General features: G+C 25.6%; 15 protein-coding genes and 4 tRNA genes. 5 read left to right on the top strand and 14 right to left on the bottom strand.

Annotation, left to right across the window (positions count from 1 at the left end; all coding sequences use genetic code 11):
• Positions 1–83: 83 nt before the first annotated feature.
• The 11 genes from rpoB to UAT33_00205 all read right to left on the bottom strand — a co-directional run bounded on the left by rpoB (position 84) and on the right by UAT33_00205 (position 8586).
• Positions 84–4115, bottom strand: coding sequence for a DNA-directed RNA polymerase subunit beta (rpoB, locus tag UAT33_00155; protein XBC43883.1), 4032 nt, complete (start codon positions 4113–4115; stop codon positions 84–86).
• 240 nt (positions 4116–4355) lie between these two features.
• Positions 4356–4724: a 50S ribosomal protein L7/L12 gene (gene rplL, locus UAT33_00160; GenBank protein XBC43884.1), complete on the bottom strand. Its 369-nt coding sequence runs from the start codon at positions 4722–4724 to the stop codon at positions 4356–4358.
• 69 nt (positions 4725–4793) lie between these two features.
• Positions 4794–5294: a 50S ribosomal protein L10 gene (gene rplJ, locus UAT33_00165; protein ID XBC44125.1), complete on the bottom strand. Its 501-nt coding sequence runs from the start codon at positions 5292–5294 to the stop codon at positions 4794–4796.
• Between the two features lie 291 nt (positions 5295–5585).
• Positions 5586–6278 (bottom strand): 50S ribosomal protein L1, encoded by a 693-nt coding sequence (gene rplA / locus UAT33_00170; protein ID XBC43885.1) that lies wholly within the window; start codon positions 6276–6278, stop codon positions 5586–5588.
• A 4-nt stretch (positions 6279–6282) separates the two neighbouring features.
• A complete protein-coding gene (gene rplK / locus UAT33_00175) occupies positions 6283–6711 on the bottom strand; it encodes a 50S ribosomal protein L11 (GenBank protein XBC43886.1) in 429 nt (142 codons plus the stop codon).
• Between the two features lie 182 nt (positions 6712–6893).
• Positions 6894–7439 carry a transcription termination/antitermination protein NusG gene (gene nusG / locus UAT33_00180; protein ID XBC43887.1) on the bottom strand — a complete coding sequence of 182 codons (546 nt, stop codon included), beginning with the start codon at positions 7437–7439 and terminating at the stop codon, positions 6894–6896.
• Position 7440: 1 nt separating this feature from the next.
• Positions 7441–7821, bottom strand: a complete 381-nt coding sequence (gene secE / locus UAT33_00185) for a preprotein translocase subunit SecE (GenBank protein XBC43888.1) — start codon at positions 7819–7821, stop codon at positions 7441–7443.
• A 413-nt stretch (positions 7822–8234) separates the two neighbouring features.
• Positions 8235–8308 (bottom strand) — tRNA-Thr (locus tag UAT33_00190).
• A gap of 15 nt (positions 8309–8323) precedes the next feature.
• Positions 8324–8395 (bottom strand) — tRNA-Gly (locus tag UAT33_00195).
• A 20-nt stretch (positions 8396–8415) separates the two neighbouring features.
• Positions 8416–8497: transfer RNA gene (locus UAT33_00200), tRNA-Tyr, on the bottom strand.
• A gap of 16 nt (positions 8498–8513) precedes the next feature.
• A tRNA-Thr gene (locus tag UAT33_00205) sits at positions 8514–8586 on the bottom strand.
• A 300-nt stretch (positions 8587–8886) separates the two neighbouring features.
• On the opposite strand from UAT33_00205, the gene coaA reads away from it, so the two are divergent.
• Complete coding sequence (coaA, locus tag UAT33_00210) at positions 8887–9702, top strand: type I pantothenate kinase (GenBank protein ID XBC43889.1); 816 nt, start codon at positions 8887–8889, stop codon at positions 9700–9702.
• 92 nt (positions 9703–9794) lie between these two features.
• Here the strand turns inward: coaA and murB are convergent, their stop codons facing one another.
• The gene (murB, locus tag UAT33_00215) at positions 9795–10811 is read right to left on the bottom strand and encodes a UDP-N-acetylmuramate dehydrogenase (protein XBC43890.1); all 1017 of its coding nucleotides are present in this window, start codon (positions 10809–10811) and stop codon (positions 9795–9797) included.
• A gap of 306 nt (positions 10812–11117) precedes the next feature.
• Here murB and metF point away from each other — a divergent pair, with 306 nt between their 5' ends.
• The 4 genes from metF (at position 11118) to UAT33_00235 (ending at position 16049) form a co-directional block, all read left to right on the top strand.
• Positions 11118–12026, top strand: a complete 909-nt coding sequence (gene metF / locus UAT33_00220; GenBank protein ID XBC43891.1) for a methylenetetrahydrofolate reductase — start codon at positions 11118–11120, stop codon at positions 12024–12026.
• Positions 12027–12292: 266 nt separating this feature from the next.
• The gene (locus UAT33_00225) at positions 12293–13510 is read left to right on the top strand and encodes an argininosuccinate synthase (protein ID XBC43892.1); all 1218 of its coding nucleotides are present in this window, start codon (positions 12293–12295) and stop codon (positions 13508–13510) included.
• 57 nt (positions 13511–13567) lie between these two features.
• Positions 13568–14953 (top strand): argininosuccinate lyase, encoded by a 1386-nt coding sequence (argH, locus tag UAT33_00230; protein XBC43893.1) that lies wholly within the window; start codon positions 13568–13570, stop codon positions 14951–14953.
• A gap of 382 nt (positions 14954–15335) precedes the next feature.
• The gene (locus tag UAT33_00235) at positions 15336–16049 is read left to right on the top strand and encodes a serine acetyltransferase (protein ID XBC43894.1); all 714 of its coding nucleotides are present in this window, start codon (positions 15336–15338) and stop codon (positions 16047–16049) included.
• Positions 16050–16367: 318 nt separating this feature from the next.
• Here UAT33_00235 and rpoD read toward each other — a convergent pair whose 3' ends face one another.
• The gene (gene rpoD / locus UAT33_00240) at positions 16368–18209 is read right to left on the bottom strand and encodes an RNA polymerase sigma factor RpoD (protein XBC43895.1); all 1842 of its coding nucleotides are present in this window, start codon (positions 18207–18209) and stop codon (positions 16368–16370) included.
• A 237-nt stretch (positions 18210–18446) separates the two neighbouring features.
• The gene (dnaG, locus tag UAT33_00245) at positions 18447–20186 is read right to left on the bottom strand and encodes a DNA primase (protein XBC43896.1); all 1740 of its coding nucleotides are present in this window, start codon (positions 20184–20186) and stop codon (positions 18447–18449) included.
• Positions 20187–20220: the final 34 nt, after the last annotated feature.

A 20220-nucleotide genomic window follows, 5' to 3' on the forward strand; every position in this document is an offset into this window, starting at 1 on the left:
ATTAGTTCCCGTCGAAGTGAAATAATTGAAGATAACTAAACTAGTTAATAAGAAATTTTAAGAAAATAAATATTGTTATGTTATTAATCGTTTTCTAATTCAATATTGATACCTAACGATCTAATTTCTTTTAATAAAACATTAAAGGATTCAGGCATACCTGGTTCCATTTTATAATTTCCATCTACTATATTCTTATACATTTTAGTTCTTCCATTGACGTCATCAGATTTTACTGTTAACATTTCTTGTAAAGTATAAGCAGCGCCATAAGCTTCTAATGCCCATACTTCCATTTCTCCAAACCGTTGACCTCCAAATTGAGCTTTTCCTCCTAAAGGTTGCTGAGTTACTAAACTGTAAGATCCAGTAGATCTTGCATGCATTTTATCATCTACTAAATGATTGAGTTTTAGCATATACATATATCCTACAGTGACAGGTCTTTCAAATTTTTCTCCAGTTCGTCCATCAAAAAGAGTAATTTGCCCAGAAGTTGGTAAATTTGCTAGTTTTAGTAGATCTTTTATTTCGTTTTCTCTTGCCCCGTCGAAGACAGGTGTTGCAATAGGTATTCCATTTTTAAAATTTTTTGCTAAGCATAATATTTCGTCATCAGAAAAAGCGCTTAGATTCACTTTTTGTCTAATTTGTTCACCTAAATCAAAAGCTTTTTGAATAAAATTTCGAATATTATTAATAGAATCATTATTTTTTAGCATTTTGTCAATTTTAATTCCAATTCCTTTAGATGCTAATCCTAAATGAGTTTCTAAAATTTGACCAATATTCATTCTAGATGGTACTCCTAATGGATTTAGTACAATATCTACAGGAATTCCGTTTTGATCATATGGCATATCTTCTATAGGATTAATTTTTGAAATTACTCCTTTGTTTCCATGACGTCCAGCCATTTTATCACCTGGTTGAATTTGTCTTTTTACTGCTAAGTAAACTTTAATAATTTTTAATACTCCAGGGGTTAAATCATCTCCTTGAGTAATTTTTTTATGTTTAATTTCTAATTTTTTTTCAAATTCTTTTTTAAGATCGCTATATTTTAAGGTCAATTGTGTTAATTGATTTTGATTTTTTTTATCGTTTACAGAAATTTTTAACCATTCTTTTTTGGAAAGTTGATTTAAATTGTTTATACTAATTCCTGATGACAATAACACTGATTGAATTTGATTAAATAAACTTAATTCAAATATTTTGAATTCTTCTGTAAGATCTTTTTTAGCTTGTTGAAGTTGCATGTTTTCAATTTTTAATGCTCTATTATCTTTTTCAACTCCATCCCTAGTAAATACTTGTACATCAATAACTGTTCCGGATACTCCATTAGGAACTCTTAAAGATGAATCTTTAACGTCTGAAGCTTTTTCTCCAAAAATAGCTCTTAGTAATTTTTCTTCTGGTGTTAATTGTGTTTCACCTTTTGGAGTAACTTTTCCAACTAAAATATCACCTCCATTTACTTCAGCTCCGATATAGACAATTCCTGATTCGTCTAATTTAGATAATGCAGATTCTCCTACGTTAGGTATGTCCGATGTAATTTCTTCTGATCCTAGTTTCGTATCTCTAGAAATGCAAGTTAATTCTTGAATGTGAATTGTAGTGAATCTATCTTCTTGTACTACTTTTTCTGATACTAAAATAGAATCTTCAAAGTTATATCCGTTCCAAGGCATAAAAGCTACACGCATATTTTGCCCTAATGCTAGTTCTCCTAAATCAGTAGATGGTCCATCTGCTAATACATTTCCTTTTTCTATTTTTTCTCCTAAAGAAATACAAGGTATTTGATTAATACATGTATTTTGATTAGATCTAGTATATTTTGTAAGATTATAGATATCAATACCTGCTTCTCCAGGATTCATTTCTTCTTGATTAACTTTTATAATGATTCTAGATGCATCTATATATTGAACAATTCCTCCCCTTCTAGCTATTTCCGTTACACCTGAATCAACAGCTACAGTACGTTCCATTCCCGTTCCGATTAGAGGTTTTTCTGATATAAGTGTAGGAACAGCTTGTCTTTGCATATTTGCTCCCATTAAAGCTCGATTAGCATCATCGTGTTCTAAGAATGGAATTAATGAAGCGCCTACAGAAACTATTTGTTGAGTAGAAATATCCATATAATTAACTTGATGCGAATGAAATAAACTAGATTCACCTTTGTGCCTGCATGTGACTAAATCGTCAATTATATTCCCGTGTTTATCTAAATTAGTATTAGCTTGTGCAATAACAAAATTTCCTTCTTCTATAGCAGAAAGATATTCTATTATGCTGGTAATAGTTCCTTTTTTAACTTTTTGATAAGGCGTTTCTAAAAAGCCATAGGTGTTAGTTCTCGCATATACAGATAAAGAATTAATTAAACCAATATTAGGTCCTTCTGGAGTTTCTATTGGACAAACTCTACCGTAATGTGTTGGATGTACATCTCTTACTTCAAATCCTGCTCGTTCTCTAGTTAATCCCCCTAATCCTAATGCAGAAATTCGACGCTTGTGTGTTATTTCTGATAATGGATTATTTTGATCCATAAATTGTGATAATTGACTAGATCCAAAAAATTCTTTTATAGCAGCTGAAATAGGTTTAGCATTAATCATATCTTGAGGCATAATTGTATCTAAATCACCTAATGATAATCTTTCTTTTACAGCTCTTTCGACTCGTATTAATCCTATTCTAAATTGATTTTCAGCCATTTCTCCTACTGATCTTATTCGTCTATTTCCTAAATGATCAATATCATCAATATCACCCTTTCCATTTCTAATATCAATTAGTTTTTTTATTACATCAATTATATCTAATTTACTTAAAATACCTGTTCCTTCTATATTTGTTCTCAATAAGGAACGATTAAATTTCATACGACCAACAGACGAAAGATCGTATCTTTCTTCAGAAAAAAACAAATTCTCAAATAATGCTTCTGTAGCATCTCGTGTTGGAGGTTCTCCAGGTCGCATCATTCGATAAATTTCAATTAATGCACTAGGTCGATCATAAGTAGAATCTATTTTCAATGTTTCAGAAATATATGGACCGTGATCTAAATCATTAGTGAATATTGTTTTAATTTCAGAATAATTATTTAGCCTTAATTTTTTTATTATTTCAACGTTTAATTCAGTATTAGCTTTTAATATGATATCTTTAGTTTTACTATCATAATAGTTTTTTGCTGATATTTTTCCGATTAAATATTCTATTGGAACTTCTATGCGTTTAACGTTATCTATAGTTAAAAAATGAATATGCCGAGCGGTAATGCGTTGACCTTTTTTTATATAAACTTTATTATTATAGATCACGTCAAAAGTAGCAGTTTCACCGCGCAATCTTATCGGAATTAATTCCATTAATATCTTATTAGAAGATATATTAAAAGTATTGTTTTTAAAAAATATGTCAAGAATTTCTTCTGTAGTAAAATTCAGAGCTCTTAATATGATGCTTACAGGTAATTTTCGTCGTCTATCAATACGTATAAATAAATTGTCTTTTGGATCAAATTCAAAATCTAACCATGATCCTCGATATGGAATAATACGAGCATTATATAACACCTTTCCTGATGAATGTGTTTTACCTTTATCACTATCAAAAAATACTCCTGGACTACGATGTAATTGGGATACTACTACTCTTTCAGTTCCATTAATTATAAATGTTCCATTTTTTGTCATTAATGGGATTTCACCCATGTATACTTCTTGTTCTCTAATACTTTTAATTGTTTTTTCTAGCGTTTCGCGTTCGTAAATGATTAGACGTAGTTTAACTCGTAATGGTGCTGAATAAGTAGTGCCTCGAATTTGACATTCTTTTACATCAAAACTAGCATTACCTAAATAATATTCTATATATTGTAGTTCAGAACTACCATTATAGCTAGAAATAGGAAAAATTGATCGAAAGGCTGCTTCTAATCCATGTAAACCATTTGAATCTTGCTTTATAAACTTTTGGAATGAATCAAGTTGAATGGAAAGAAGATATGGTACATTGAGTACTTGAGGACGTTTTCCAAAATCTTTTCGGATACGTTTTTTTTCAGTGTAAGAGTAATAAACCATAGAGTTCCTTGATTAGTCATTTTATCCGATTATTATATTTTTAAAAACAATTTTAGTTATTTTTAAAATTTTTTTGAATTTTATATCTATTAGAATGAAAATAATAAAGTAATTGCAATGACTACAGAATGCTTGAAACATTAAAGATAATTTAATGTAAAATATTTGAACGGAAAAAAACTGGTGATTTAGAATCACCAGTGACTAACGCATAAATACTAAATTAATAGTCTAAAATTTTTATTTAATTTCTGTTTCAGCACCAGTTTCGTCTAACATCTTTTTTAAGGATTCTGCTTCTATTTTAGTAATACGTTCTTTTATTATAGTTGGAGCTGATTCTACTAGATCCTTTGCTTGTTTTAATCCTAAACCAGTAGAACTTCTTACAATTTTGATTACTGATACTTTATTTCCGCCAATAGATTTCAAAATAACATCAAATTCTATTTTTTCTTCAATTGGTTCTGTAGCAGAAGAAGATATAGAATTTACAGATGTTGCAGCTGAAACGCCAAACTTTTTTTCCATATCAGAAACTAATTCCATTATATTTGTTACCGACATTTTTGATATAGCTTCTAAGATCTGTTCTTTAGTGATAGACATAACATTTATTCCTAATAAATACTTAAAAAATAATATTAAATATTTTTTTTTAAAAACGTAGGTTATATTCTATGTTTTATTTTTTAGTTCTCGTATAGATATAAGAACGCGCATTAATTTTCCTAACGTTGTTTCTTTTATAATAATCATTAAACGATTTAGTGCTTCGTCATATGTAGGTATATCTGCTAATATATTAATATTTTCTGAAGACAGTATTTTCTCTTCGAAAACAGCTCCAATAATTTTAAAATTAATATTACTTTTAGAAAATTCTTTAAATAATTTTGCAGCACTTCTTGGATGATCTATAGAATATCCTATTAATACTGGACCTAGTAATAGTTCTTTTAAACATTCAAATTTAGTATTTTTAATACCTAAAATTATTAAATTATTTTTAAAAACACCTAATTTTACACCTATTTTTTGTGCTGACATTCGCAATTTAGTTAGTTCATTTGCTTTAATATTTTTTAAATTAGCAACTACTATTGATAGCGTGTTTTTAGTTGTATTATTAATTTTAGAAACAATCTCTTTTTTTTTTTGAGGTTTAATGCCATTAATTTATGTACTCCTAAACTTAACTGAAATTATCACAATTGTTTTGTTTTAAAATATTAAAGATGAAAAGTTAATAGTTGTATCTATATATATATTTTCAAATATTTTAATTTTTGTTGATTAGAATAGTAATAAGGTAATTATAATTGTATATTTTAAGATTTAGATGGTATAAAGAAAGTATCGTTTAAATTTATTTTAAAGTACAATTATCAATTTTATATGTTAATTTTAGAAATGGTTTTTTATTATAAAGAATTTTTGTTTCAGCGTAAAGTAAAATAGTTTTATAATTTAGTTTAAATTAGTACAATTAATTTTTATACCTAAGCTCATTGTTGTAGAAAGGGTTATCTTTTTTATATACAATCCTTTGAAATTTATAGGTTTTAATTTTTTTAATGATTCTAATAAAGCGTTTAAATTATCTTTTATTTTGGAATTTATAAAGTTAATTTTCCCTATTGAAGTATGTATTATCCCATTTTTATCATTTTTATAGTTTATTTGACCACGTTTAATGTTTTTTATTGTATTTTCAACGTCACTAGTAACTGTTCCTAATTTTGGATTAGGCATTAAACCTCTAGGTCCTAATATTGGTCCTAATTTGTTTACATCATTCATAACATCAGAAGAAGCAATAGCAATATCAAAATTAATATTTTTATTTTGTATTTGTTCTATTAGATCATAAAGACCTACATGTTCAGCACCACAGTTTTTCGCAATATTGATGTTATCTCCTTGGGTAAAAACAGCTATTGTAATAGATTTTCCTATACCATGAGGTAATATAATACTACTTCGGATATTTTGATCAGTTTTTTTAGGATTAATACCTAAATTAATAGATGCATCTATACTTTCATTAAATTTAGAAATTGCTATTTTTTTTAGTAATATAATTCCTTCTTCAATATTATAGATTTTTTTATGATTAACTAAATTTTGCATAAATTGCATTTTTTTAGTAAGTTTTTTCATTTATTTACCTTTTCACAGTTAAACCTATAGAATAAGCTGTTCCTATAATAGATTTACTCATATTTTCGATATTAGATCCTGTCATATCAACTTCTTTTATTTTAGCAATATCTATTATTTGTTGATAAGTTATTTCTCCTACTTTTTCTGTATTTGGTTTAGAAGATCCTGATTTGATTCCAGCTGCTTTTTTTAATAAAATAGAAGCAGGTGGTGTTTTAATAATAAAAGAAAATGATCGATCTGAATATACAGTAATTATAGTTGGAATAGGCAATCCTTTTTCCAAATGATTGGTTTTTGAATTAAATAATTTACAAAATTCTATAATATTTAAACCTTTTTGTCCTAGAGCTGGCCCTACTGGAGGACTCGGATTAGCCATTCCTGCTGAGACTTGTAATTTAATATAAGATTGTATTTTTTTTACCATAATAATTGATCCTTATAATTAGCTATATAAATTCAAAATTTTTTAAATATATAAAAATACATTATTAGTATAATATAAATTAGAAAAATTATATATGATTAAATATTACTTTGGAACTTATATATTATATTTTTAAATTTATAAGTTTAAAATAGTGTTTAATACGATTATTATACGTAATGTTAATTTTTTTTAACTTGACTAAAATCTAGTTCTACAGGAGTAGATCTTCCAAATATAGATACTGATACTTTTAATCTATTTTTCTCATAATCTACTTGTTCTACAATTCCATTAAAATCTGAAAATGGACCATCATCAACTCTAACCATTTCTCCGGGTTCAAATAGTATTTTAGGTCGTGGTTTATCTCCAATTTGTTTAAGCCGATTAATGATTATGTTGACTTCTTTATTACTAATTGGAGATGGTTTATCTGAAGTTCCTCCTATAAATCCTAATACGCGAGGTATGCTTCGAATTAAATGCCAACTTGAATCGTTCATGATCATTTGAACTAATACATATCCAGGAAAAAATTTATATTCACTTTTCTTTCTTTGTCCTGACTTAATTTCTATAACTTCTTCAGTTGGAACCATTACATCTCCAAATAGATTTTCCATATTATTTAATTTAATATGTTCACGTATTGATTGCGCTACGCGTCTTTCAAAACCAGAAAATGCTTGCAGCACATACCAGCATTTTTTTTGGTTCTTATACATATTATATCCTTAAACTAATTACAAATGACACGAATCGGATTAAAATATTATCTAATCCCCATAAAGTTAAAGACATGATAAAAGTTGCAATTATAACAATAATAGTTGTATGAAATGTTTCTTTCATACTTGGCCAGGTAATTTTCTTTATTTCTTTTTTTGCTTCATGAATTAATGAAATAATTTTTTTTCCTTTTTTTGTTAAAGCAGTAATTGTTATAATTAAAGTCATGAGAGATATTGTTATTATTATATGTAGTATAAATGATAAATGTATATAGTAATAATGTATTAATGCTGACATTACTAGTATTCCTATACTAAACCATTTTATTATGTCTATAGTACGAGGATTATTCCAAAATTTAATAATATTAGCCATGTATTATCCTGAAATATTAACTACATGAAATTAAATCGTAAAATTTATGTAATCGTTTATTTATTATAAAATAAATACAAAGTAGATTATAATGTTTATATTTTATTATGTTTATATTAAAAAGTGATGAATCGTAACTGTTATAAAGTTGTTATTACATGATAATACAAGTTTGATGTGTAATAATTATGATTTAATAATAATATTTTATATATTATAACTTTTTTATAATTTTTAATTTCAATGAATTTAGATAGTGTTTATATAAAATATATGTGAATTTTATTATGATAAACTAAATTTTTTAAATGAACGGTATTTTATAGATAGAAAATAATAAAAAAAACTATAAATATAAATTTCAGATATTTATTTTTTATTTTTGTTGTAAAATAAAGGTTAAAGTGGTGTTTTGCTGATACCCAGAGTTAAACTGGGGACCTCACCCTTACCAAGGATGCGCTCTCATCAACTGAGCTATACCAGCTTTTATACGGTTTTTAGCGAGCAGCGGGAATCGAACCCGCATCATCAGCTTGGAAGGCTGAGGTAATATCCGTTATACGATGTTCGCAATATAAAATTTTTACTTTATGGTGGGAGAAGGATTCGAACCTTCGAAGTCTATGACGGCAGATTTACAGTCTGCTCCCTTTAACCACTCGGGAATCCCACCTTATTTATTAATATTTTGCCGGCTACCGGAATCGAACTGGTGACCTACTGATTACAAGTCAGTTGCTCTGCCTATTGAGCTAAGCCGGCTTGAACGATTAATATATTACGTATAGATTGAATTTTATGCAATAAAAATTTTTAAATAATATAATATTATTTTGATTTATTTTGGTTTTTATATTTTTATAACGATTAGAAATTAATATAAAATTCTTAGATACTATAATTTAGGATATAATTAATTACATAAAATAATGTTTATTTAAAATAAGTATTATATACGTAATTTAATATATTACTTTAGATATTTAGTTTATAAAACATTGTTGTTTATAGTTAAAAGTAGTATTTTAAAATTTTAATTAAAATATAAAATTTAAATTTTTTATGAAAATACTTAACTCATATTTACATTTTAAGTACATTATTCGTCATTTAGTAACAGATATTTTATATAATGATATAATATATAGAAAAAATTTTGAACATAACAATAAAACTCCTTATATTATAGGAATTTCTGGGAGTGTAGCAGTTGGAAAAAGTACTATTTCTAAGTGGTTTAAAGATGTATTAAAAACTTTTTTTGTTACTAAGAATATCTCTATTATTACTACTGACAACTTTTTATATTCTAATAAAATTTTATATGAATTAGGATTAATAGAAAAAAAAGGATTTCCTCAAACGTATAACATGAAACAATTGATAAAATTTTTTTTGGATATTAGATTAGGAGTTAACAATATAGCTATCCCCGTATATTCACATTTTTTTTATGATATTATTCCAAATTTTAAGAAAATTGTATATAAATCGGATATTTTTATTGTAGAAGGTCTACATATTCTAAATCCTCTTTTATATAGAATAAAAAAAAATAATCGTTATATTTCGTTAAATTTTTTGAATTTTTCAATTTATATTGATGCAGATTATTTATTTTTAAAGGAGTGGTATCTTACTCGATTTTTAAAATTAAGATATATATCAAAATTTTACTCTAATTCTTTTTTAAATTATTATTCTAAAATGTCTTGTAAAGATGCAATGAACATGGCTACCAAAATTTGGTACAATACTAACTATAGAAATCTAAAAGAAAATATTTTACCAACTAGAAAATATGCTGATTATATTATAACTAAAAATTATAATCATGAGATTAATAACATTCAATATATGAACAAAAATAATATTTAGTTTTTGGATATTATTTTATGTTCTTTAAATTTATATAATTATTAACAATAATATTGACATTTTATAGTTTTAATATTTGTGTGATAATAATATTAATTTATATTATTATTTTCAATAATTTTAATTTCTAATTCAAGAAAAATATTAAATTTTTGTTTTACTTTATTTTGTACTATGTTTGCGAGAGTTAGTACATCTTTTGCTGTAGCTTTATATTTATTGATTAGTACTAACGCTTGATTTTGACACACTTGAGCCCCACCAATAGAATATCCTTTGAGTTGACATTGTTCAATTAACCATCCTGCTGAGATTTTTATGTTATTATTACTTTCGGGATAGTTAGGTAAATTCTTATATTTAAATAATAACTTTTTAGCACAATTTTTATTAATTATAGGATTTTTAAAAAAACTTCCAGCATGACCTATTATATTTAAATTAGGAAATTTTTCATTTCTAATACGTTTAATATGATTGAAAATTGTATAGGCAGTTAAATTGTTACGATCTAAATTTTGTAATGATAAATAAGAAACGTTTGGTATCCATTTTTTTGGTAATTTAATTCCAACAGCTAAAATTATATAATTGTAATAATTTGCATTTTTGAAAATACTATCTCGATATTTAAACATACAATATTTGTTTTTTATTTTGATTACATTACGATATGTTAAAGAAAATATTTCAATATAGTCACAGATATCTTTAAATTCTAATCCATATGCTCCTATATTTTGAATTGGTGCTGCTCCTACTGTTCCAGGAATAAAAGCTAAATTTTCTAAGCCATAAATTCCTACATTAAGTGTATGTGTAACTAAATTGTGCCATTTTACTCCTCCTTTTGCATATATTAACCAATTTTTTCTAGTTTCTGTAATTTTTATTCCTTTTATTTTATTAATAGCTACAATTCCATTATAATATTTAGAAAATAGCGTATTACTACCTTCTCCTAAAATTAAAAAAGATATTTCTTTTTTTTTGCATGTTTTCCATATTTTAATAAGAGTATTTATATTTCTGATTATGATAATTTTTTTGGCATATTCGTTAATTTTAAATGTATGGAATCTTTTTAATGATTGTTCTTTGCGTGTCATATTATATTGTATTTAATATTATTATTAAAATTAATAAATTAAACTGAGATAGTGTATGAAAACTTGTTTTAAATCAATTATAAAATTATATTGATATTTATCTTAATAATATAGTTTTAAATATAGTACATTATTTTCTTCTATAAATTATTAAGAGATATTCTAATTTTTATTATATATTATATATTATAATATTATTAAAGAAATAATTTTTAAAAGTTTGTTATTATTTTTATATTATTTTAAAAATTTAAATGATGTAAAATTGTTAATTTTAATTATTTTTGTTCTAAAAGGAATTATAACGTGACTTTATTAAATAAATGCTATCATGAAATTCTTAATGAATATTTGGTAAATTTTCATGAAAAGGTTGATATTTCATTTGAATTATTTCCTCCCAAAAATCAAATTATACAAAGTAATTTTTGGAATACAGTTAATCAGTTGAAATTATTAAATCCTATTTTTTTTTCAGTGACATGTGGTGCTTTTTCAGGAGAAAAAAATCGTACATATGATGTTGTTCGAGAAGTTCAAAATAACACAAAGATTGAAACAGCTCCTCATCTTACTTGTATTGATTTTACTAAAGAAGAATTAAAACAAATTGCAAAAACATATTGGAACAATGGTATTCGTCATATTGTAGCTTTAAGAGGAGATATTAAAAGTAGTAAAGACAAACCTAAAATGTATGCTTCTGATTTAGTAAAATTATTAAAAGATGTCGCTAACTTTGATATATCTGTTGCTGCTTATCCAGAAGTACATCCTGAGTCTCGTAGTGCGAATGATGATTTAATTAGTTTGAAGACTAAAATTGATTGTGGTGCAAATCGTGCAATTACTCAATTTTTTTTCAGTGTTAATCATTTTTTAAAATTTAGAGATTTGTGTGTAAGTAATGGTATTACTATAGATATTGTTCCGGGTATTTTCCCTATTATTAATTTTAAGCAGTTATGCCATTTTTCTAAAATGAGTAATGTAGTTATTCCAAATTGGATTTATCATATGTTTGATGGATTAGAAGATGATTATGAAACTATAAAAATTATAGGAGCAAGTATAGCAATGGACATTGTTAAAGTACTTTACAAAGAAGGAGTAAGAAAATTTCATTTTTATACTTTAAACAAATCAGAGTTAGTAATTCCTATTTGTCGTGTATTAGGAATAAGAGTTAACGCTTTTAATAATGATAAAAAGTAAATATTTCCAGATCAATATTTATATTTTATTTAGTGAATATGAAAGTTAATAATATTTTCTAAAATATTAAGTTTGATGAAAAATTTAGTTTAGAAATGTATTTGTAAAGTTTTTGTTAATGAATTATTATTGACAAAACGTTTTATTTTTTAGATTTAAAATTGTTATTTTGGCATGATAAGTAAAGTTTATACTTTAATGTATTTTTATAATATATTTTTAATAATTTAGTTTATATTAATAACATATTAATATTAAGGTTTATAATGTTTAGTAATAAAGGTATTAATAAAGTAATATTAGCTTATTCAGGCGGATTAGATACATCAGCTATTATTCCTTGGATTAAAGAAAATTATAGCTCTGATGTAGTCGCATTTGTTGCTGATGTAGGACAGTCGCGTAATGATTTAGACAATATTGAAGAAAAAGCGCTGCAATCTGGAGCGTCTCAGTGCATTATTGTTGATTTGAAAGAAGAATTTATACAACATTATGTTTATCCAACATTGCAGACTGGAGCGTTGTATGAAGGAAGTTATTTATTAGGTACAGCATTAGCTCGACCAATTATAGCCAAAGCTCAAGTAGAAATTGCACTAAAGTTAGGAGCCGATGGTTTATGTCATGGAGCTACTGGAAAAGGAAATGATCAAGTTAGGTTTGAAACTACGTATGCTGCATTAGCACCTCAATTAAAAGTTATTGCTCCTTGGAGGGAGTGGAATTTACGTTCACGTGAAGAATTATTATTATATTTAAAAAAAAGAAATATAAAAACAACAGCTACTATCGAAAAAATTTATAGTAGGGATGAAAATGCTTGGCATATTTCAACGGAAGGCGGAATTCTCGAAAGTCCATGGAATCGATCTAAAAAAGATTGCTGGGTATGGACTGTAGACCCTAAAAATGCGCCTGATGAATCAGATATTGTTTCTTTAAAAATAAAAAATGGATGTGTAATAGCAGTAAATAGCGTTCGTTTAACTCCGTTTCAATGTTTAAGTGAATTAAATTTAATAGGATCAAAACATGGAATTGGTCGTGTTGATATTATTGAAAATCGTTTGGTAGGAATGAAATCTAGAGGATGTTATGAAACTCCAGGAGGGACAATAATATTTAATGCATTACGTGCTATTGAACAATTAGTATTAGATAGAGAGAGTTTTAAATGGAGACAAACACTTGGATTAGAAATGTCATATGTAATTTATAATGGAAATTGGTTTAGTCCTATTCGAAAATCTATTCAAGCATCAGCAACTGAATTATCTTCAGAGTTAAATGGAGAAGTCGTATTAGAACTATATAAAGGAGTAGTTAATCCTATTCAAAAATATTCGCCTAATTCTTTATATTCTAAAGAATTTGTTACATTTGGTTCGGATAATGTATACCATCAATCTGATGCACATGGATTTATAAAATTGTTTTCTTTGCCTTCTAAAATACGAGCAATGAATAATAACCCTCGTTGAGAAATATATCGAAAATAAAATCATAGTTGTTAATATAATTAGTGGAGTAGATATAAAATGTTGTGGGGAGGAAGATTTGTACATAAACTTAATTCATTTTTTAAGAATTTTAATTCTTCTTTGAATGTGGATTATAAATTAGCAGAACAAGATATTTTTTCCTCTATAGCTTGGTCAAAATCACTCTTAGATGCTGATGTATTAACGGTAGATGAACAAAAAAAAATTGAATCATCTTTAAATATTTTATTAAAAAACATTATTAAAAATCCTAATTTATTATTGAATAATGATTCAGAGGATGTTCATAGCTGGATAGAAAAAGAATTAATTAAAATTGTAGGAGTAACTGGAAAAAAATTACATACTGGACGAAGTAGAAATGATCAAGTAACTACTGATTTAAGATTATGGTGTAAACATAAGATTAAGATTTTATTAAAACGAATACGAGAGTTTAAAATAGTTCTTATAGAAATTGCTGAAAAAAATCAAAAATCTATTATGCCGGGATATACACATTTACAAAGAGCACAACCTATTACTTTTGCTTTTTGGTGCTTAGCTTATGTGGCAATGTTAAATCGAGATACCGATCGCGTAAAAGATGCATTAAAAAGATTAAACGTTAGTCCATTAGGTTCTGGAGCTCTTTCTGGTACTTCTTGGAATATTGATCGTGAAAAGTTAGCTGAAGAAATGGGATTTTTATCAGCAACGGATAACAGTTTAGATAGTGTATCAGATCGTGATTATGTTATTGAGTTAGCTTCAGTAGCATCTATTGGAATGGTTCATTTATCTAGATTTTCAGAAGATTTAATTTTTTTTAATTCTTCTGAATCAAATTTTATAGTGTTATCTGATTCAATTACTTCAGGTTCTTCTCTTATGCCTCAAAAGAAAAATCCAGATTCTTTAGAACTTATTAGGTCTAAATCGGGAAGAGTATTTGGTTTTTTAGTTAGCATCTTAGTGATTCTTAAAGGATTACCTTTGTCTTATAATAAAGATATGCAAGAGGATAAAGAAGGCTTATTTGATTCTCTAGATACTTGGGAAAATTGTTTGTTAATGTCTACTTTGATTTTAAAAAATTTAGAGATTAATCATACTGTGTGTTTAGAAGCAGCGAAAAAAAGTTACGCTAATTCTACTGAATTAGCCGATTATTTAGTTAAGAAAGGTGTAGCATTTCGTGATGCTCATTGTATTACTGGGAAAATAGTATTAGAAGCAGTAAAACAAAATGTATCATTAGAAAAATTACATTTAGATGTGCTAAAAAAATATTGTAATTATATTGATAGTGATATATATGGACATTTGAAGTTAGAATCGATTTTCGAAAAAAGAAATGTAAAAGGAGGAGTTTCATTTTATCAAGTTCAAGAAGCTATTAATAAATTTAAAAAAGAATTAGATGAAAACGAAATATATTAGGATAACATATTGAATATAAATAATTTTATAACATATTTTATATTTTTTTATAATATTTCATTTTAATATGTAGCTAATTTTAATAATTTAATGAAAATATTATAGATTTTATTATTATTTTCATTAAAATATATAATTATTAACTATATAGGTATTTATAAAGTAAATAGTAGCTTAGATAAATACATATAATAAGAATTATAAAACTTTTATAGTAAAATAATAAAAAATTATTGATTATTACATATATTTAAATAAGTTTATTGATAATGAATGTGTTATTTAAAATTATATAGATAATAATTAAAAACTTTTTGTAAATAGTTAAATTTAAAAATTATTTTTATTTTACAATACAATATTTTCTGTATTAGGAGAAAAAATGTTTTCTGAGGAAGTAAAATTAATATGGAATCAAATTTTATCCGAAGCACAAATATTAATTAATCAAGAACCGGTATTGGTTAGTTTTTATTATTCTTATATATTAAATCATAGAGATTTTACTTCAGCATTGAGTTATATTTTATCAAGCAAGTTAGGAAATAATGTTGTTTCTTCTATTTTTATTAGAGATATTATAAATAATGTATATATTTCTAATAATGCAATTGTACTATCAGCAATTAAAGATGTTCAATCAATATATCATAATTATCCTGAAATAAAATGTTATTCAATTCCATTTTTATATTTTAAAGGTTTTCATGCATTACAAGCGTATCGAGTATGTCATCATTTATGGAATAATCAGAGACAAGAATTAGCTATATATTTTCAAAGTTGTATTTCAGCTATTTTTTCAGTAGACATTCATCCTGCTGTTCAAATAGAAAATAAAGTTATATTAGATAACGCTACAGGGATTTCTATTTCGAACGCAACTATTATAAGAAGTAATATGTCTAATTTTAGGTCAACTAAATTAAATAATATTAAGAAAGATAATTTTATTAATTATCCAATAATTAGAAAAGAGGTATTTATAGGATCAGGAGTTAAAATATTAGGAGATATTGAAATAGGATCTAGATCAATAATTAGTTCAGGTTCTATTGTATTAATTTCTGTACCTCCTAATAGTATTGTTAATTAAATTTCTACTAAAATAGCAAACGTTTCTAGTAAATAATAAATAATTATTTTACTGTATAAAAAGTTATTTCTAATCTTATTTGATAATTATATTATGATTTATTATAAAGTATTTTATACGAACATATGCTATTACAAAAAATATAATGTTTTTAAAAATTATTAAGTTAAATAATTAATATTATTTTAGTTTTTATATCTAGTATATTATATATAAATTAAGTTAACAATATTTTAAAATATGTTTTACCTAGATTTAGATATTAAAGCTTCCTTTTTAATAGGAAGCTTTCTTAAGTTTTATAATGACGTTTAAGTTTTATTCATCTAAAAAACTACGTAGTATTTCTGATCGACTAGGATGTCGTAATTTTCGTAGTGCTTTAGCTTCTATTTGACGTATTCTTTCTCGAGTAACGTCGAATTGTTTTCCTACTTCTTCCAAAGTATGATCTGTATTCATATCAATTCCAAATCTCATACGGAGTACTTTAGCTTCTCGTGCTGTTAGTCCAGACAAAACATCATGTGTAGCTGACCGTAAGCTTTCTGCAGTAGCCGAATCTAATGGTAGTTCTAATGAAGTATCTTCTATAAAATCTCCTAAATGAGAATCGTCATCTTCTCCAATAGGTGTTTCCATAGATATAGGTTCTTTTGCTATTTTTAATATTTTTCGTATTTTTTCTTCTGGGATTGACATACGTTCTGATAATTCTTCAGGTGTAGGTTCCCGACCAACTGTTTGTAATATTTGTCTGGAAATTCTATTTAATTTATTAATAGTTTCAATCATATGCACTGGTATTCTAATAGTTCTCGCTTGGTCTGCAATGGATCGTGTAATTGCTTGTCGTATCCACCAAGTTGCGTATGTTGAAAATTTATATCCTCTTCGATATTCAAATTTATCTACAGCTTTCATAAGTCCTATATTGCCTTCTTGGATTAAATCCAAAAATTGTAACCCTCTATTTGTATATTTCTTCGCAATTGAAATGACTAATCTTAAATTAGCTTCCACCATTTCTTTTTTTGCTTTTTTAGCTTTTGCTTCTCCGATAGACATTCTTTTATTTATATCTTTTACTTGTTCAATAGTTAATCCTGTTTTTTGTTCAACATTATTGAGTTTGTTTAAAACAACATTAAGCTCTTCTTTTATTTCATTTAATTTTTCAAACCATGGTTGCTTTTTATGCTTGGATAGCTGAATCCATATGTTTTTAATTTTTTTTCCTATAAAAAATTTTAAAAAAATTTTTTTTGGAATGTTACAATGTTCCAAGCATAGTTTCATTATGAGTTTTTCTTGTATTCGCACTTGTTTCATCATATGTTGCATATTTTTAACTAAATAATCAAATTGCTTTGGAACTAATTTAAATTGTCTAAATATTTCTGATAAATTATGAATTTCAATTAAGGAATCATGATGATTTCTATTTTTACGTTTTATTGTATTATTTGTTATGACATATTGATTTTTTAATTCAATAAATTTTTCTCGAGCTAGTTCTGGATCGACTTGGTGATCACTTTCATTATTTTCATCTAAATGTTCGTCATCGTTATTATGAATATTTCCTTCTTCTATAAATTCAGATCCTATATTATGAGAAATAGGTGAGAATACTTCTTCTAAATTAGGATCTATAAATCCATTAATTAAGTCGGTTAATTTTAATTCTCCTAGTTCTACTCGAGTATATTGTGAAAGTAAATAAGTAATAGTTTCAGGATATTCGGCTACAGAACATTGAACTTGATTAATTCCATCTTCTATTCTTTTAGCTATGTCGATTTCACCTTCTCGAGTTAATAATTCAACTGTACCCATTTCACGCATATACATTCGAACAGGATCAGTAGTGCGTCCTAATTCGGACTCTACGTTAGACAATACTTGTGCCGCTGCTTCTACTGCATCTTCGTCTGCATCTGTATTTCGTATTTCTTGAAGTATAAGATCATCGGCGTCCGGTGCTTCTTCTACTACTTGAATACCCATATCATTAATCATTTGTATAATATCTTCTATTTGATCTGAATTAATAATATCATTTGGAAGATGGTCATGAACTTCAGTATAGGTTAAATATCCTTGTTCTTTTCCATGGGTAACTAGTAATTTAAGTTGTGATTGTGGATTCTGCTCCATAAGACGATATCCATATTTTATTAATTTTAGTATGCGTTAATTATATCGAAAATAGTATGTAATATAAATATATTCAAATTTGTTTAAAAAACGTTTCGTTTAATATTTAATAATAAATATTTATGATATTAAACATATACGAAATTTTTAAAAAAGCAGTTTTATTTTTTATAAGTATAATATTTTTATGTTTTTAAATGGCAATTATTTATTTTTAATGATTTATTACGGATGCAATTATAATTTTGCTAATTTTTTATTAATTAACCATAGCTTGTTTTTTTCGTCTTTTTTAAGTCCTATTTTTCTTTCTTTTGTTATAAGTTTATTTTGTTGATCTTCTAATGTTTTGTAATAAAGGTTAGTTAATGAATCCAAAAAAACTTGTTCTATTTTATTATCGATAATCATATGGTTCCATTTTGCTAATTGATTTAATTTCTCAAAAATTTTTGTATTTCTATACATTTCTAATATTTGTCCAGTATTACAATTTTTAAATTCAATGCATTTTTTTATCAAATCTAAGAAAACAAATACTCCTGGTGAATGAAAATGATGTAAATATTTTAGTGATGGAATAATAAGTGCTAATCTTGGGTTTTGTATCAATAGTCCAATTAAAGTGCGTATTGTAATATGTGATATTGTTGTATGTGTACTATGTAGTTTAAAGCTTTTATATATATGTGTAGAGTCTATTTTTTCTAAAATATTTTGATCTGGAATTCCAATTTTATTGCCTAATTTTTGAAGTAAATATGTACGCATGACTTTTCCAGGAATCAAATTAATCAAAGGAACAGCCGTAGAAATTAAAGAAAATCGTTCATTAATTGAACTTAAATCTATATTTTCAAATAATGTATTAAATAAAAAATTTGATAAGTTTACTGCATTATTGATGCGCTTTTTGAATTCTTTCGTACCTTCTTTTCTAATTATTGTGTCGGGATCTTCATTATTAGGTAAGAATATAAATTTTATGTGTTTTCCATCATATATATGAGGTAAGGCTATCTTTAAAGTTCTCCATGCAGCTTTTTTCCCTGCAAGATCTCCATCGTAACAGCAGATAACAGTATCTGTAATTTGAAATAATAGTCGTATTTGATTATTTGTTATAGATGTTCCTAGTGCAGCAAGTGAATAATTAATATTAAATTGGAAAAGTGTTATTACATCAATATATCCTTCTACTATTAATAATTTTTTAGGTTTTGGATTGTATTTTAAAATTTCAAATAGACCGTATAAATTTCGACTTTTTTGAAATATATTTGTTTCAGGAGAATTAATATATTTAGGAAAATTGTTGTTAGGTAATCTTCCTCCAAATCCAATAACTTTTCCGTTTTTATTACGAATTGGAAAAATTATTCTTCTTCGTAAACGATCATATTTATATCCTTTATTATTAATAATTAATACACCAATATCAATTAGTTCTTTTGTATTAAAATTATTAATTTTTTTTTCTGTATCAGACCAATTTGTAGGAGAAAACCCAATATTAAAAAATTGAATCATAGATTTGCTTATTCCACGATTAATTAAATATTGGTACGCGTGTTCCATGTTAAATATATTTTTATGATAGATATAAGATAACTTTTCTGTTAAATAATATAAGTTGTTACGTTGTTCATAGTTAAAGTCTTGAGAGAAATATCTTTTTTGATATGGTATTTTTAAACCATTAATATTTGCTAGTTCTTCTATACTTTCTACAAATGTTAATTTTTCATAATTTATTAAAAAATCAATAATATTTCCATGCGAATTACATCCAAAGCAATAATAAAATTGTTTTTCGTCACTTACAGTAAAAGATGGTGTTTTTTCTTCATGAAATGGACAATGTGTATTATAATTTTTTCCAATTTTTTTTAATGGAATTTTTGTGTTAATGACATTAACAATATTGGTTTGACGTAATAATTCATTAATAAAATATTGTGGAACTATTCCTTTCATGTTAATTTTCAATATTATATATGTATGTTGACCG

It is taken from the genome of Buchnera aphidicola (Floraphis choui) (genome assembly GCA_039830045.1).
Classification (GTDB): Bacteria; Pseudomonadota; Gammaproteobacteria; order Enterobacterales; family Enterobacteriaceae; genus Buchnera_B; species Buchnera_B aphidicola_AX.

Excerpts from the sequence above, each read along its gene's own strand:
- rplL (XBC43884.1), bottom strand. The coding sequence starts at position 4,724 with ATGTCTATCACTAAAGAACAGATCTTAGAAGCTATATCAAAAATGTCG.
- secE (XBC43888.1), bottom strand. The coding sequence starts at position 7,821 with ATGGCTAATATTATTAAATTTTGGAATAATCCTCGTACTATAGACATA.
- nusG (XBC43887.1), bottom strand. The coding sequence starts at position 7,439 with ATGTATAAGAACCAAAAAAAATGCTGGTATGTGCTGCAAGCATTTTCT.
- UAT33_00225 (XBC43892.1), top strand. The coding sequence starts at position 12,293 with ATGTTTAGTAATAAAGGTATTAATAAAGTAATATTAGCTTATTCAGGC.
- UAT33_00235 (XBC43894.1), top strand. The coding sequence starts at position 15,336 with ATGTTTTCTGAGGAAGTAAAATTAATATGGAATCAAATTTTATCCGAA.
- argH (XBC43893.1), top strand. The coding sequence starts at position 13,568 with ATGTTGTGGGGAGGAAGATTTGTACATAAACTTAATTCATTTTTTAAG.
- coaA (XBC43889.1), top strand. The coding sequence starts at position 8,887 with ATGAAAATACTTAACTCATATTTACATTTTAAGTACATTATTCGTCAT.
- dnaG (XBC43896.1), bottom strand. The coding sequence starts at position 20,186 with ATGAAAGGAATAGTTCCACAATATTTTATTAATGAATTATTACGTCAA.
- rplA (XBC43885.1), bottom strand. The coding sequence starts at position 6,278 with ATGAAAAAACTTACTAAAAAAATGCAATTTATGCAAAATTTAGTTAAT.
- rplK (XBC43886.1), bottom strand. The coding sequence starts at position 6,711 with ATGGTAAAAAAAATACAATCTTATATTAAATTACAAGTCTCAGCAGGA.
- rpoD (XBC43895.1), bottom strand. The coding sequence starts at position 18,209 with ATGGAGCAGAATCCACAATCACAACTTAAATTACTAGTTACCCATGGA.
- murB (XBC43890.1), bottom strand. The coding sequence starts at position 10,811 with ATGACACGCAAAGAACAATCATTAAAAAGATTCCATACATTTAAAATT.
- rpoB (XBC43883.1), bottom strand. The coding sequence starts at position 4,115 with ATGGTTTATTACTCTTACACTGAAAAAAAACGTATCCGAAAAGATTTT.